Source organism: Dyadobacter pollutisoli (genome assembly GCF_026625565.1).
GTDB lineage: Bacteria > Bacteroidota > Bacteroidia > Cytophagales > Spirosomataceae > Dyadobacter > Dyadobacter pollutisoli.
In genome coordinates, this window is the sequence record NZ_CP112998.1 from 6,940,709 (window position 1) to 6,955,740 (window position 15,032).

The window sequence follows — 15,032 nt, forward strand, 5'->3', positions numbered from 1 at the left end:
AATGTCATCCCATCATATAGTAAAGGAAAAACAGGAGCCGGCTCTGATCATTGCCAATGGCGAAGCATGTAGCGAAGAGCTTTTAGGACAGTTGTTGGAGTGGAGCCCATTCATCGTCGTACTCGATCATGCGATTTACCGGGTACTGGATCTGGGAATTAAAATCGATGTCTGGATGGGGGATTTCGATCAGCAGCATGATTTTGAAAGTGTGCGGGACCGTCAGCATCCATTGGAAATTATAAGTACCCCCGATCAGGAAAAGACGGACCTTGAAAAAGCCATTGATTTTTTGATTGAAAGGGGTTTTCCCGCCGCTAACGTTGTATGGGCGACCGGCCGCCGCGCAGATCATTCCATCACTAACATTACCAATCTGGTACGGTACAAGGAACAGATCAGGCTCGTTCTGTTTGACGATTATTCCAAAATTTTCCCGCTTTCGGGCACATTTGAAAAGTGGTATGTGGCTGGAACGCCCATATCGCTCATTCCTGTCGGGGTAGTCGAAGGAATTGAGACGAGCGGGTTGAAATATAACTTAAATGATGAAACCCTGACCTTGGGACATCGCACAGGCAACAGTAATGAAGCCGAGGCAGATGGTATGGTCAGGGTTTCCGCCAAAAAAGGCGATCTTTTAATTATGGAATGCTGGGATCTATAAAGAAGCCTGCTTGATTTCTTTTGATTTTATATAAAAGTTGCGATCTACTGAAAATGTCTTTTCAGCTTTCGTTTTTAGCGTTTTCCATTCAGCCGTCGGATATAGAAATTCTTCTTTACCGCTGCCAATCTTCACTTTAACAGGCATATCAAATCCGTCCACAACATTCGTCCAGCGGTACTGTAACCCCTTATTCCCAAAAGAATATTCCAAAACAGGAATTCTCACATCCCTAAGATACTGGTCAAAAACCTTTGACAGATTCCGTCCGGCATGTTCGCTCACATATGCCTCAATTTGTGAACCATCGACAGTTTGGTGGTAAAATGTTTTATTAAGGCCCCTCAGGATCTGCCTCCATTTTTCATCATCATTTACAATCTGACGAATGGTATGCAGCAAATTTCCTCCTTTATAATACATGTCCTTGGAACCCTCCTGATTAACCCCATACACACCGATAATAGGAGCGTCATTTGCAATCAAAGCCCTGGTGCCGATTACGTAGTCTGATCCGGCTTCCTTCCCGAAATAATATTCAGTATACAGGTTTTCAGAATAGTTGGTGAAACCTTCGTGCACCCACATATCGGCCACATCTTTATAGGTAATGTTGTTCGCGAACCATTCATGACCGCTTTCGTGGATAATAATGAAGTCCCATTTCAGGCCCCAGCCGGTATTGGACAGGTCTCGTCCGAGGTAACCCATTTTGTAGCCATTGCCATAAGTGACTGAACTTTGATGTTCCATACCCAGGTAAGGCACTTCCACCAGCTTGTAGCCGTCTTCATAAAAAGGATAAGGGCCGAACCAGTGCTCAAACGCTTTGAGCATTTGCGGAGCTTGTTTAAACTGCTCTTTGGCCTTTTCAAGATTCTGAGGAAGTACATAGTAGCTTACAGCAAGATCACCTTTTTCGCCTTTAAAAGTTTCCTTCCAGGTTACGTAGTTCGCCACATTCATATTCACCCCATAATTATTGATAGGATTTTTGACAAACCAGTTGAATGTATGGGTGTCATCATTGTTTTCAACCACAGATCTCAGATTTCCATTGGATACATCCATCAGGTTTTTGGGCACCGTAATGCTGATCTGCATGCTGTCCGGCTCATCGTACATATGGTCTTTACACGGCCACCACACACTTGATCCCAACCCCTGGCAGGATGTTGAAATGATCGTACTGCCCTTGCCGTCCGGTACCCATTGTACGCCGCCATCCCACGGAGGACGTTTGGCTAGCCGGGGTTTGCCTGAATAAAATACTTCAATCGTTTCGGTTTTGCCTGCTTCCTGCTTTTTCTTTAGATCAATAAAAAATGCATTGCCGTCCCGCTTGAATGTAAGTGACTCGCCATCCTGAACGACTTTACCGATTAGAAGAGGTTCCTGCAAGTCAATCTGGATGGTTTGATAGGGCTTAACAACCTTGTAAACTACCTGGGTACTGCCCGACAACGTACTGTCTTTGGCATTGGGTGTCACTTTTAGGTGGTAGTAAGTCAGGTCCCACCAGGCGCGCTGTGGGGTAATAGAGCCGCGCAGCGTGTCGGCATGGGTAAATTTTTGAGCCTGGGCCAAACCGTTCAGAGAAACGGCGACAAAGCATAGACAAGCAATGATTCGAAGCATGTAATGGTGTTATTTATTTATCAAGTATTTCCATATCATTCAATTCCGGCCCTCCGCCACGATTCGCGGATCCTGCCGCAACATAGATTTTTTTGTTAAGCGAAACAGCCTGTGTACCATGTCTTCCCTGGTGCATCGAAGGCAACTTTTCCCACTTCTGGGTTTGCGGGTTAAATGCCTCTACCTCGTTATGAGCCTCCACATGCGCATCACTTTCACCGCCAATGATCAGGATTTTGTTATTGAAAACAACCGCAGTATTGCCAGCCCGCAATGTGGGAAGGTTATTGGAAGCATCCATTGTCGACCATTTGCCCGTTTTGAAGTCATAAACATCTACTTCCTTGATCACCGTATTCAGTACCTGGTTGATCCGGGCAGTGGAAAGACGGCCACCGGCAACATATAGTTTGTGGTCCAGAACAGCTACCTGTACATGATCTCTTGGACGGGGAGCATCGGTTAATGTGGCCCATTTGCCAGTTGCCGGGTCGAACTCGTCGAACCAGGTAACTTGTCCATCCCAATGTCCGTCCTGAATTCCGCAGACGAGGTAAATCTTGTCATTTAAAACAAAGGCTCCTGCTGCGCCACGACGGCGGTTTTCAGGGATCGAAGCCCCTTTTCTCCATTCGTTTTTAACAGGATTGAAAATGTAAATGTCAGGTATAGGTGTCTCATGCGGATATCCGCCGGTAAAAGCACCCAATACGTAGATCTCATTTTTATAAGTGACTGCCTGAAAGTGGCTCATTTCGAGGGGCGTCTTGGCAAGGCCAGTCCAGGAGTCTTTTTTGAAGTCATATTCATCCACAGGTTTGATCCCGCGGCCACCCAAAAGGTACAGTTTTCCATTAGCGGTCGCCATCGCATTTTCATGGCGTTTCTCCGGGAGGTTTTCCGGTTCTGATACGATCCATATCTGTGCTGAAAGCGTGAAAGCGGCCAGATTAAATATGATCAGCAATGCGCCGGTTTTGCAAAGTGAACTCATAATTGTTGCGTTTAGAATGGGTAGGGAAAGCATTTCAAAAATGCTTTTTTTTTCATAAAAACGACATTAAGGTACAATTATATTTCTTAAAACCGAAAGACCAGCCCTGAGCTGGTCTTTCGGTTAATTTTGGTCAATAAGTCATTAATTTTTGCTGCTGATCTCAATCGCCGGACTTTCAAAACCCAGCTTTTTTAAGCCGTTCTGAACATCCGGGTCTTTCATGAACAGCTTCCACAAAAGCCCTGTGCGATAGTTCTCTATCATGACAATGATCGGCCCCTGATCAATGGCCAGATGCGACTTGGCGTACCAGTTTTGAGATTCATTAAATGCATCCGTAAACCCATATTCGCTCCAAATTTTATCACCCATATCGTCGTAAAAGTGCCGCAGCGCTTTCATAGATTGTTCCGGTGTGTAGGGAAATGAGGATAGTGCGGCAGTTGGAGTGATCGTACCGAAATCGTTGGTCGGAGAATGTGCATTGTATCCATTATATGTATCGCTGGCTGTCAATCCCCAGCTGTTTTCGCCGTACCCTTTGAATTTTCCCGGATTGGCGACGCAATGCTTATAGTTGATGAGGGAATGGTTGACATTTTGTTCCCAATAGTTAGCATACTGATCTTTCAAATTGCGGGGATCGAGGCCCACAAAGGAGTAATGTGTAAAAAATAGCGGGCCGCCGTATTCAAAGCCCAGTGGGAGCTTTATTCCATAATACTCCTTTCCGTTTTTGAAATGGTCACTTTGCGCCCAGCATTTATTGTAGACCTGTGCTGTGATCGGATACCTTGGCGAGGAGGCTGCCATAATGTAAGTAATGAGCGTCTCATTATAACCCCGCAACTCGAAATTCATAGCCCAGCCATTGTTTGGACTCCAATGCCAATAAAGCTGGTTCGGATTTCCCTGCGTGTACCAGTCCCATTCAGCCTCATTCCAAATCCATTGAATACGGTTGCGCAAATCCCTTTCTACGTCTGTATTCTGGTCAAAATATTGTCTGGCAGCTAAAAGACCTTGAAAAAGAAAAGAGGTTTCTACCAGATCACCACCATCATCCTTGCGACCGAACGGAATGATCTTGCCCGTAGCACCATTCAGCCAGTGTGGGAAAATACCGTGATAATGGTCTGCTTTGGACAAAAACTTGACCATTTTGAGCAAGCGTGCCGCTACTGAATCTCTTGGCTGCCATTTTCTTTCCGCAGCAACGATCATCGCCATTATTCCGAAACCGGTTCCGCCAGTGGTGACTACCTCGTCGCCATAGTCATAAGCTACATTGCTTCGTTCGCGCGACATTCCGCTTACGGGATGCCCGAATTCCCAGAAGTAACGGAAAGTTTGTTTTTGAACGAGTTCCAGTAAAGCCGTGTCGGACAAGTTTTTAGGTCTGTCGGCGGCATTAAAAGCAGCTGGCTTTGCAGCAACTGCTTTTTTCTTCTGCGCCTGGATATCTGCCTGTGTAGAAAGCAGAAAGAGGCCAAGCAGGTAATAGAAGGATATCTTCATGATTTAGTCAATTAAAATGATCAGGATTGCATTATTTCAAATCGGGGCTGGTGAACCCTAACTTTTTCAGCCCGGCTTTTACTTCCGGACTGCTCATAAATAAATTCCATGGTAAGCCGCTCCTATGATTCTCGATCATAATGATAACCGGTCCCTGGTCTATGGCGAGATAGGAGTCGGCAAACCATATTTTATCTAGTGAAAAGGCGTCGTGGAAGCCATAATTGCCCCACAATTTGTCCCCCAGCTTGTAGTAGAAGAACTTCAATGCTTTCATCGATTCTACCGGCGAGTAGGGAAAAGCCGACAACGCCGCTGTCGGGGAAATGACGCCCTTGTCATTTGTGGGCGAACTCGCATCGTAGCCGTCCGGAATGTCGCTGGCAGTTAATCCCCAGCATTGGTCACTGTAACCGTTGAAGGACTGAGGATTGGCTTTACAATAATTATAATTGATAAGGGTATGTGCTTTGTTTTGTGTAAAATAGTTGGTGTAAGAATCGCTCAGGCCCGTCGGATTAAGTCCTAAAAACGAATAGTGTGAGAAAAACAATGGCCCTCCGTAAGGCTCGCCGAGTGGTAGCTTGATGCCGTAATACTCCTTCCCATTCGCAAATCCTCCATTGCTGGCCCAGCCTGCATCGTACACTGCTTTTGGAATAGCATGCGTTGGCGAAGACGCAGCCAGCGCATAAGTGATCAGACACTCATTCCAGCCTTTGATCTGGTGGTTCATGTCCCAATTATATTCGGGACTCCAATGCCAGTACAGCACATTCTCATTGTTTTTCCGAAACCAATCCCATTCCACTGCTTCCCAGATCGCGTTAATGTCCTTCCTCAAAGCTGTTTCAGCCACTCCGGCATCATTGAAATACTGTCTTGCGGTCAGTAGTCCCTGGATCAAATATGAAGTTTCCACAAGGTCCGCACCATTGTCTTTGGTACTGAATGGCACTACTGCTCCTGTTGCTCCATTGAGCCAGTGTGGAAAAGCGCCGTGAAATTTCTGGGTTTTGCCTTTCAGGAAGCTGGTGATCTTTTGCATTCTTTCCAGTCCCTGGGCCCGGGTAATGAATTTCCTTTCGATAGCAATTGGAATGGTCATAATCCCGAAGCCACTTCCTCCTGAGGTTACCACGTCGCCGGAGGAGTTTCTTTCACGTGCCAGCCCGCTCACAGGGTGCCCAAAGTCCCAGAAATATTTAAATGTCTGCTTCTGAACCAGGGTTAGCAATGCGTCGTCAGTGATTACCGGAAATTTATCAGTAGAGTCAAGTCTAGTGGTCAAATTAACTTTGACTTCGCTCAATAATGTCCCATTGCTTTTGGATTTCAGAGCTTTGGTGGCGCCAACGGTGTAGGCTTTCAGATAATCCAGATCGGCAGAAGGGATAACTACTACAGAGCTGTCGCCATTTTCCAAAGCACTTGAAAAAGCAATATTTTCTCCGCTGGCTGACCTGAACGTGATCCCGCTGCCGACGGAATTGCCGTTCAGCGCGGTGGAAAATGTAAACCTGATCTTTGGTTTCAGGTCTACATTCACGTAGTCAAATCCGGTGTAAGCATCATTTACTTTCAGACTGTTAAATCCGAAAGAGGAAGGGCCGGTCGGCGTTGATGGCCCGGGATCTTTTTCAGATTTACACGAAACCCCGAGCCACAACAGCAAACCAGCAAAAACAATATTTTTAAAAGGCATTATTTTCCTCTTGATTCCAGTTTAACCAGGGCATCTACTTCGTTGTCTTTCAGGGCAATGTTGTAAATCCGTACTTCATCCAGCAAACCGGTCAGATAGCTAGCCCAGGGTTCGCCTTTTGACTCTGTGGTCAGACTGGGTTTGGTTTGAAACTGGACTGTGCCAAAAACCATTTTCCCAGGGTTTTTCCATTTCAGGTTGCCAAATTTCGCCACAGTACTGGTTGCGGTTTTGGAACCATTGACATAAATAGAAAAAGTGGAAGCAGTAGCGTCGTAGGACAATGCAATGTGCGTCCAGGAATTGTACAGGTTTACAATTCCTTCTTTTGCTACCCAGGTATCGGTACTGTCATTTTGAATGTGAGCTTTGAAAATCCCATCGGTTTCCGTGCCGCCATTTTCAAAAAAGGTCTCGATATTTCCCCAAAAACCGTCTTTTTTCGAAAGCCCAACCAAACCGATAATCCCACCGGCAGCCGTTGTCGACTGACTGTTCACCCAATAGGTCATGGTGAAACTTTTGAGGCCCAGGATAGCAGCGGTTGGATCAAATAATACATACCCGTCTTTTGCACCTTTCATGGCCTGGCCTTTCAAGCCATTGGCGAAGGTGGTACCTGTGTTAACACCAGCTGTTTTCGAAACTGCGTCCACATAGTCGCCGTCGAATGGAAAATGGGCGACCAGGTTGGCAGCAGCTATTTCATTGGAAGCTGTGAAACCGCCAATGGAAACGCTCGGCGCATAGCTTTCCGGATCGAATTTTTCGTAGCAAGCAGACAGACTGACGAGCATAAAGCCACTCACAACCCAGATTATTTTATTCTTAAAAGTTTTCATCTATAGATCTTGGTTTACATTAATAACCTGGATTTTGAACCAATACACCTGCACTCAGGTCGATCTCATTCTGTGGAATGGGCCATACCTCGTTTTTGCCGGCTTTCCACCCTTTTGAACCAAAAACAGCTTCACCTCTTCCCTGCCGGATGACATCGAAATAGCGGTCAAATTCCATGGCAAGTTCTACGTGGCGCTCGTTCCAGATCGCGGTCCGCAGCGCGGCTTTGTCAGTGGGTGTTACTTTTGGAAGAATAGTCTTGCTGGTACCTCTCGCTCTGGCTCTCACCAGTTCCAGCGAAATCAGCGCCTGTGCACTATTACCCAGTTCATTCGCAGCTTCTGCATTCATCAGCAGCACTTCGGCATAGCGGAGCACACGTACATTTTGCTGAGAACCTTCGTTAAACCCAGTGGTGTACAGTGCAAAAGGCACATAAGATTTCTGATTATACATCGGATTGTCACCCACCGCTGGTATAGCATCGCCTGACGGTGTAGTTTCCCCGCGGAAGATAATGGTCGCATCTCTTCTTGGATCGCCCGGCTTCATAAGCATTAGCCAAGGCAGTTGTAGGGGTATTAAAGCCCCATCCGCCGCCGGTTACGCCACGGACGCCCTGAACCTGAGAATATTGAGAGTTGCTTACGTCCTTGTTATTAGGCAGCAACTCATTCTGGATCTCAAAAATAGATTCAGTGGAATTTTCGTTCGCTACACGGAAAAGGGCCTCGTAATTTGGAAATAAAGAATATTGGCCCGAACTGATCACTTGTGTGGTAAGGTCAAATACCTGCTGCCATTTCTGCTGATACATGGATACCTTAGCATGCAGGGACAATGCTGCTCCTTTGGTAGCGCGTCCGATATCGGATGAGCCGTAGCTTAATGGTAGAACAGCTGCTGCTTCCGTTAGATCTTTTTCAATCGCTGCATAGACTTCTGCCTTGGGAGTCCGTGGAATGTTGTATTCGGTAGCATCTTTCGGCAATTTCAAGCGGAGGGGAACATCACCAAATGCTCTTACCAACCGGAAATAGGAGTAGGCACGTATAAATTTTGCTTCGGCCAGGTACCTCGCTTTCAATGTCTCGTCCATGCTGATCGCCGGAATGTTGTCAAGCACCTGATTGGCATAGTTGATATTCTGGTACTGTCCTGACCAGAACCCGCCGAGTTGTCCGTCACCAGAGCCTACCGAGAAGTTGTCATAGTCATTAAAGAAAGTCGCATCAGATGGTGTACTACCTTTTTCGGCATCGTCGGAACCTACACTTTCGAGCGCGATAGCAGCAAATGCAGTGTTGTTCCAGCCGCGAAGGTTGGCGTACATAGCGTTAACAGCCTTGGTGGCGTCGCCTTCATTTTGCCAAAAAACAGTACCAGCCTGCTTTCCCTGCGGATCAGTGTCCAGGAAGCTTTGGTCACATGAGGAAGGCACGATCAGGAGGGATAAGAGCCCCAGATACAGGCCAGCCTGCTTTACATTATTTTTAAAACCTATATTTTTCATATTGCTTGTTGTCTTAGAAAGTGACATTGATACCGAAGTTGTAAGTAGCCGAAAGCGGGTATACATTAGCGTCGATACCTGCCTGCGTAGGCTTGTTCTCGTTCGCACGCACCTCAGGAGAAAGTCCTTTGTATTTGAAGAAATTTAATGCGTTCTGCGCATTGGCATAAAGTCTTAGCTTTCTGATTTTCAGTTTTTCGTTGACCGCCTGTGGGAATGTGAAACCAATCTGAGCATTTCTCACACGGAAATAGCTGCCGCTTTGCACAAAGAATGTGTTAGGCAGATAGTTGGAGCCTCCGCCGATGTTGGCAGACGGATAGGTGTTGGAAGTGCCTTCACCGTGCCATCTGTTGTCATAGAAATCCTTCGTGAAGTTTTCATTTCCATATCTCCAGCCCAGGTTCGCATTGTAAAGATCCACTTTGGCAACGCCCTGGAAATCCAGAGACAGGTCAATATGGCGGTAGTTCCAGGTAGTGTTGATACCGTATGTAAACTTGGGGTTCGGGTTACCGATCACTTGTCTGTCGAGGCCTGTAATGGCACCGTCCGGCGTTCCGTTCGTCCCGCTGATGTCACGGTATTTGAAATCACCTGGCTTTGCATTAGGTTGGGCAGACTTACTGATCTCGTCCAGGTTTTGGAAGATTCCGTCTACAACATAGCCGTAAAATGAACCGATAGGATCGCCTACTTTGGTGCGTGTCGCGAGTGCACCGCTGGTCAATCCCACGCCACCATCGTAAATAGGGTTGGCACCTGAAGAAACCGAAAGTACTGTGTTATTATTGATACCGCCATTGAAACCAATGCTGTACGAAAGATCTTTGCCGATATCGTCTCTCCAGTTCAATGCGAATTCAAACCCTTTGTTCTGGAAATTGGCCTGGTTACCTACGATACGACCCGATTCTGTACCAATGGAGCTAAGTACGGGAATATCGAAAATCGCTCTTTCCGTTTTCTTAATGTAATAATCCAGTTCAACAGTCAGTCTTGATTTCAGAAAAGATGCTTCAATACCTGCATCAGTACCAACGCCCCGTTCCCAGTAAGTAGTAGGAGGAATGATGGTGTTGATGCTAGCGCCGGTATTAACAGTTCCGCCAAAAATCGCCGCCAGGCCACCGCCTGTCGCGACAGTAAGCGTAGAAAGGTTTGAAGGAACCGACGCATTACCGATCTTGCCCCAGCTACCTCTTAGTTTCAGGTTGTCAAAAATGTTCTGGCCTTTCATGAATGATTCATTGCTGATCACCCAGCCTGCTCCTACCGAAGGAAAATAACCCCAGGCATTGCCACCCTGGAAGAATTTGGAAGAACCATCGGCGCGAAGAGAAGCATTTACAAGATACCGGTCGCCGAAGGAGTAATTTACCCTACCAAAATAAGAAGCATACGTTCCCAAATCGCCTTCATCCTTCACATTACGTCCATCCGTATTTCCAAGGGTGAGGTACAAATCGCCTTCGCTGGAATACGGAACATTCAATGCGCTGGCGGTGAGTTTGTATGATTGGTCACGCTGTGCTGACTGTCCTGCAAGAACTGTGAAGCTGTGCTGGCCAAAGTCTTTGGTGTAGGTCAATGTGTTTTCAAAGATCCAGTACCGGGCCTGAGGACGTGTAAATTCCAGTAAGCTGGTGGTGTTGCGCTGCTTGAAAGTGGCAACGTATTCCGGATTGTAGTAACGCGTTTCATCCTGTGAGTAGCGGCCGCCGAGGCTCGTTTTGAAGGTCAAGCCTTTCAAAATACTAAGCTCAGCGTAAGCATTACCGGTCAGAAGCGTCTTTTTGGTGTTTTGATTGTAATAATCGATCGTTACCTGCGGGTTGAAATTGTTACCGTCGCCGAGGTTATAATCGGTCGGGTCACCATAGGTTCCATCGGCATAATAAACGGGTACCACCGGACCGGCAGCGTAGAGCTGTCTGAAAATCCCGCCTGCTTCATCTTTGGACTTGCTGAACGAACCGGTAGCAGTATAACCTATTTTGAGGCTTTTCAATACCTGAAAATCGTTCTGTAACCTCGCTGTGTATCTTTTAAAATTATTTTTTTCAACAATACCATCCTGGTTGAGGTAACCCAATGAAAAGCTGTAAGTGGATTTTTCGCCACCACCGCTGATCGAAAGCTGATGATTTGTAACCATTGCATTTCGCAAAATCTGATGGTACCAGTCCGTTCCTTCACCATATTGTGTTGGGTCAAGAATGGCGGATTTCCCATTGATCGTGCTGAGTTCATTGACCATAGTAGCATATTCATTCGCATTGGCCATTTTGATCTGGTTGGTCACTTTTTGGTAACCTACAAAACCATTGTAATCAACCACAGCTTTACCGGATTTACCTTTCTTAGTAGTGATCAAAACCACACCATTAGCTGCTCTCACACCGTAAATAGACTGGCTGGAAGCATCTTTCAAGATGTTCATGCTTTCAATATCGCCGGAATTGAGGAATGATATATCATCAAACCAGACACCGTCAACTACATACAATGGGTTGGCGCTACCATAAGCAGTTCCCACGCCGCGAATGCGGATCTGCGGGGCTTCACCAGGCTTTCCTGAATTGTTGATCTGGACACCGGCAACCTTTCCCTGCAAACCGCTCACTGCGTTCATTGAAGGCTGTTTTGAAATATCTTCACCTTTTATCTGAACAACAGACCCGGTAACATCGAGTTTACGTTGGGTACCATAACCCACCACCACAAACTCCTCCAATGACCGTGCATCTTCCTGCATTGCCACATTCAAAACGGTCTGGGTACCCACAACAACTTCCTGTGGGGTCATCCCGATCATTGAAAACACCAGGACAGATTGAGCAGACGGAACGCGGATCGCGAAATTTCCTTCGGCGTCGGTCGGGACACCCGTGGTGGTTCCCTTTATCAGTACGCTGGCTCCTGGAAGGGGAGAGTTGTCAGCGCTGGAAGTGACTTTTCCTGTAACATTTATTTCCTGTGCGAAGGAGACATTTCCAACGGACAGAAAAATCAGCATGTACAGTAACCGTACAATAGTTTTCATCAGTTATAAATTAGTGATTGAATTATTATAAGAATTAATTGTCTTCAAATTTAAGTTTGAAGAATAGCGATATTCAAAAAAAGCACTACATCACCACTACATCAATGAGAATAATGCAAGGTTTGGTTGAATATTAAGCAGCTTTGTGAAGGATTAATGCAATGGCGTCAGATGTCCATCATAAACTGTACCAGATTCGCTTCGGCGTCCAGATCCAGTTTTTTTCTGAGGCGATAGCGCTTAATTTCCACACCGCGGATAGAAATACCCAGTACCGGAGCCATTTCTTTGGTAGAAAGATTCATCCGGAGGCAAGCCGCAAGCCGCAGCTCCGACGGAGAAATGGAAGGGGAGATTTGTCTTAGTCTTTTGAAAAATTGCTCATGTACTTCATCGAAATTTTGCTCGAAAAGTATCCAGTCGTCTTTGCCTGCTACATTGCGTTCGATACTGTGAAGTAATTTCTGGTAATGAATGTGAGGGAGCTGCTGGCCCATTTCAGCCTTTACCTGTTTAAGTTCGTCCCGTATCTCTTCCAGAATTTCGTTTTTGCGGACCACATTGATCGCTACATTGCTGAGCTGCTGACTTTTATTCTGAATTTCGCTCTGCAGCTTTTCATTCTGGATCCGCATGATCTGCCGCTCGCTGGAAAGGCGCTGCTGGCGTAGCGTTTCTTCCTGCTCCTCGATCAGTTTTCTACGGTGGCGTGCGAGTCTTTTTTCCTGGAATACAAGCAAAGCTGTAAATGCCAGTGCGCCGAGAATGGTGAAGAGGATCCGGGCAAAAAGCGTCTCCCGCCAGTACGGTTTTACGCTGAACCGGTAGGAAGTTACAGAGTCATTCAGACTGCTTTTGATCTCAAATGTGTAGTCTGTGGATTCCAGGTTGGTAAATTCCACGAAGTTTTGACCCGTCCATTCAGACCATTGATCATTAAGCCCCCGCAAACGGTATTTATACTGAATATTTTGCCCGTACACAGGCATAGCGTACATAATACGTAGTGAGCGCACGTCCGATGGGAGTGTAGGATTTCCGGAAACGCTGAATGTTTCGGCCAGGTTTCTGAGGTTAGCCACTTTTCGGATAGCAAGCACGGAAAGTGGCTCATTGTTTTTTTCACCCGTTGTTCTGTTGTACAATGCATAGCCATTGTCGAGACAAAAAAAGTAATAGTCCTTTGAGATCGGTATCACTGTTTCGCTGTTCCTGACCAATGTAAGATCCAGGTTTCGGATTGCCTTGCCGGGCGAATAATAGGTGACGCGGTTCATAAAAACTTTAAACCAATCGTTATTAATGCCGGTAATCACTTTGAATGGCTCTTCTTCCGGCAAGAAATCGGCACTGGGTTCAAGTCTGTTATTCTGGTCCGGTTCCAGAAAAGCATTACCTGAATGAATGTGAACACGGTTTTTCCATTTAACGATCTTCACCGAAAATTCACTGGGCATATCCTTCGGTGCTTTGAACTCCTTCCATTGCAATGCAGAATCGAGAGTAGGGGTAAGCTTGGTTTGAAAAAGGCCTTTGTAGGCATGCCCCAGCCATAAGTTCCCTTTGTCGTCCCGGACAATCTGGCGGATCGGAATAGGTTGCGCGCCTTTAACAGGGTAAGCATACGTCCAGAAATTCTTGCTGTCTTTTTTATACACATGCAAACCAACATACGCACCCTGCAGCAGCAGCGTGTCTGTACCGCTGCGCAAGGGGAGGAGCACCCACCCACCATTAATGTCTGAGATTTTTTTAATTCCGTTTTCTTCAATCCTATAAGTGGCGTCATTGTGGCCGCATAGCAGCTGATCGTTAAATACTTTCAGAGTCCAGGTTTGCCCTTCCAGACCTGGTACCGGTCGAAATGGCTCCGGAGAAAGCCATTTTTTTACAAATACACCTTTATTGGACCCTACATACAGCTTGCCTCGCCAAATGGCCGCAGCATAAGTCGAACCGAGCGGATTATCATTCGCCTGGTAGGAAATGACCGGGGAGGACATTTTGACCATATCGATGCCCTGGTCAAGCCCAATCCAGAGCTGCTTTCTGCTGTCTTCTGTCAGGGAGAGTACGGTGTTGTTCTGCAGTCCCGTCTCTTTGTTGAACTGGTATTTAAGTGTCCCTGCTTTTGAAACCACGTAGACTCCTTTTTGAATGGTCCCGAAAACAAGACTGCTGTCCTGAGTGAGAATCAGTGCGCGGTTGATAATGTTGGTTTTCAGCTCTTCCGAAATGCCGATATTCCAGGGTGTGAGCACGCCGTTCTCCCAAATGAAAAGGCCATGCTTGGTAGTTGTAATTAAAATGCGGTTGCGGGAAAACGGCAGAATGGACGAGACGATAGCCGGAGCAAGCGATTCTGTTCCGGGCAATGGCTGGAATTTCCCGGCTTTCATTTCATACAATCCCTTCCCGATCACTTGAACCAGTAGTCTGTTCCGAACGAGGCGGAGAAACATGAAGTTCCCGCTTACCTTCATTTCAATCAACGACTGACCGTCGTACCGGTATATTTTGGAGAATGACTGGAAATAGATGTATTGCGGCGTTTTCAGGATATGCCAGATTTCCTCGGTTTTGAGGCTGGCGAAGTTTGCTTTCTTGCTTAATGAATAGTATTTCAGCTGCCCGTCCCGCTCTTTTTTCCAGTACCCGAATTCAGAAAAGCCTCCGACATAAACACGTTGTTCCTTGCTGGCTGGCCTGCTACCTGCTTTTCCCGATACAGCCGGAATCTCGGTGTCATCACACAAAACGGTCCGTACTATTTGTCTGTCAGGCAATGGATAGAGCTTCCACGAGGCACCGTCAAATTCCAGTAACCCGTCCGAATTGGCGGAATAAACGATCTGGTCTGAGCCCTGGTCGATTGCCCAATTCTGGTTGTGCGCCTTGTAAATTGAGGATGGATAATTGATCAGCGGCGGTGTCTCCTGAGCAAAAGAAGTTGAGATAAAAGTGACAAAAAGCAGTATAGCAGCGTACAAGTCCGCCTTATATTTGTGCGTCGGGTATGTGAAAAATCTAAATGTGGACCGTTTTGCTACCTGGTCAAAAATCATTTTAACAGTCTTTTAGTATCGTTTTAACTCTCATTAAAGG

At 46.4% G+C, this 15,032-nt stretch carries 10 protein-coding genes; 1 reads left to right on the plus strand and 9 read right to left on the minus strand.

The features are described from left to right. The first annotated feature begins 1 nt into the window (after position 1). A complete protein-coding gene (locus tag ON006_RS28890) occupies positions 2-667 on the plus strand; it encodes a thiamine diphosphokinase (RefSeq protein WP_244821653.1) in 666 nt (221 codons plus the stop codon). On the opposite strand, the gene ON006_RS28895 is transcribed toward ON006_RS28890, so the two are convergent. From ON006_RS28895 to ON006_RS28935, 9 genes are all read right to left on the minus strand, one after another. After that, positions 662-2,305 carry a M1 family metallopeptidase gene (locus tag ON006_RS28895; RefSeq protein ID WP_244821654.1) on the minus strand — a complete coding sequence of 548 codons (1,644 nt, stop codon included), beginning with the start codon at positions 2,303-2,305 and terminating at the stop codon, positions 662-664. The two genes, ON006_RS28890 and ON006_RS28895, sit on opposite strands and share 6 nt — an antisense overlap. Positions 2,306-2,318: 13 nt before the next feature. Continuing rightward, complete coding sequence (locus ON006_RS28900; RefSeq protein ID WP_244821655.1) at positions 2,319-3,299, minus strand: Kelch repeat-containing protein; 981 nt, start codon at positions 3,297-3,299, stop codon at positions 2,319-2,321. Between the two features lie 144 nt (positions 3,300-3,443). Continuing rightward, positions 3,444-4,820, minus strand: coding sequence for a glucoamylase family protein (locus ON006_RS28905; protein WP_244821656.1), 1,377 nt, complete (start codon positions 4,818-4,820; stop codon positions 3,444-3,446). 31 nt (positions 4,821-4,851) lie between these two features. Further along, positions 4,852-6,525 (minus strand): glucoamylase family protein, encoded by a 1,674-nt coding sequence (locus tag ON006_RS28910; RefSeq protein WP_244821657.1) that lies wholly within the window; start codon positions 6,523-6,525, stop codon positions 4,852-4,854. Beyond that, positions 6,525-7,367 (minus strand): LamG domain-containing protein, encoded by an 843-nt coding sequence (locus ON006_RS28915; protein WP_244821658.1) that lies wholly within the window; start codon positions 7,365-7,367, stop codon positions 6,525-6,527. The genes ON006_RS28910 and ON006_RS28915 overlap by 1 nt, the downstream gene beginning before the upstream one ends. A 19-nt stretch (positions 7,368-7,386) precedes the next feature. Further along, positions 7,387-7,926: a RagB/SusD family nutrient uptake outer membrane protein gene (locus tag ON006_RS28920; protein ID WP_267609922.1), complete on the minus strand. Its 540-nt coding sequence runs from the start codon at positions 7,924-7,926 to the stop codon at positions 7,387-7,389. Further along, positions 7,832-8,881: a RagB/SusD family nutrient uptake outer membrane protein gene (locus tag ON006_RS28925; protein WP_267609923.1), complete on the minus strand. Its 1,050-nt coding sequence runs from the start codon at positions 8,879-8,881 to the stop codon at positions 7,832-7,834. Before ON006_RS28925 ends, ON006_RS28920 begins: the two co-directional genes overlap by 95 nt. Positions 8,882-8,894: 13 nt before the next feature. Continuing rightward, positions 8,895-11,927, minus strand: a complete 3,033-nt coding sequence (locus ON006_RS28930; RefSeq protein WP_244821660.1) for a SusC/RagA family TonB-linked outer membrane protein — start codon at positions 11,925-11,927, stop codon at positions 8,895-8,897. Positions 11,928-12,094: 167 nt separating this feature from the next. Beyond that, the gene (locus tag ON006_RS28935; protein ID WP_244821661.1) at positions 12,095-14,992 is read right to left on the minus strand and encodes a triple tyrosine motif-containing protein; all 2,898 of its coding nucleotides are present in this window, start codon (positions 14,990-14,992) and stop codon (positions 12,095-12,097) included. Between the last annotated feature and the right edge of the window lie 40 nt (positions 14,993-15,032).

What these genes read in the sequence shown, in the direction of transcription:
- ON006_RS28890 (WP_244821653.1), top strand. Translation starts at nt 2, where the DNA reads ATGTCATCCCATCATATAGTAAAGGAAAAACAGGAGCCGGCTCTGATC.
- ON006_RS28895 (WP_244821654.1), bottom strand. Translation starts at nt 2,305, where the DNA reads ATGCTTCGAATCATTGCTTGTCTATGCTTTGTCGCCGTTTCTCTGAAC.
- ON006_RS28900 (WP_244821655.1), bottom strand. Translation starts at nt 3,299, where the DNA reads ATGAGTTCACTTTGCAAAACCGGCGCATTGCTGATCATATTTAATCTG.
- ON006_RS28905 (WP_244821656.1), bottom strand. Translation starts at nt 4,820, where the DNA reads ATGAAGATATCCTTCTATTACCTGCTTGGCCTCTTTCTGCTTTCTACA.
- ON006_RS28910 (WP_244821657.1), bottom strand. Translation starts at nt 6,525, where the DNA reads ATGCCTTTTAAAAATATTGTTTTTGCTGGTTTGCTGTTGTGGCTCGGG.
- ON006_RS28915 (WP_244821658.1), bottom strand. Translation starts at nt 7,367, where the DNA reads ATGAAAACTTTTAAGAATAAAATAATCTGGGTTGTGAGTGGCTTTATG.
- ON006_RS28920 (WP_267609922.1), bottom strand. Translation starts at nt 7,926, where the DNA reads ATGCTTATGAAGCCGGGCGATCCAAGAAGAGATGCGACCATTATCTTC.
- ON006_RS28925 (WP_267609923.1), bottom strand. Translation starts at nt 8,881, where the DNA reads ATGAAAAATATAGGTTTTAAAAATAATGTAAAGCAGGCTGGCCTGTAT.
- ON006_RS28930 (WP_244821660.1), bottom strand. Translation starts at nt 11,927, where the DNA reads ATGAAAACTATTGTACGGTTACTGTACATGCTGATTTTTCTGTCCGTT.
- ON006_RS28935 (WP_244821661.1), bottom strand. Translation starts at nt 14,992, where the DNA reads ATGATTTTTGACCAGGTAGCAAAACGGTCCACATTTAGATTTTTCACA.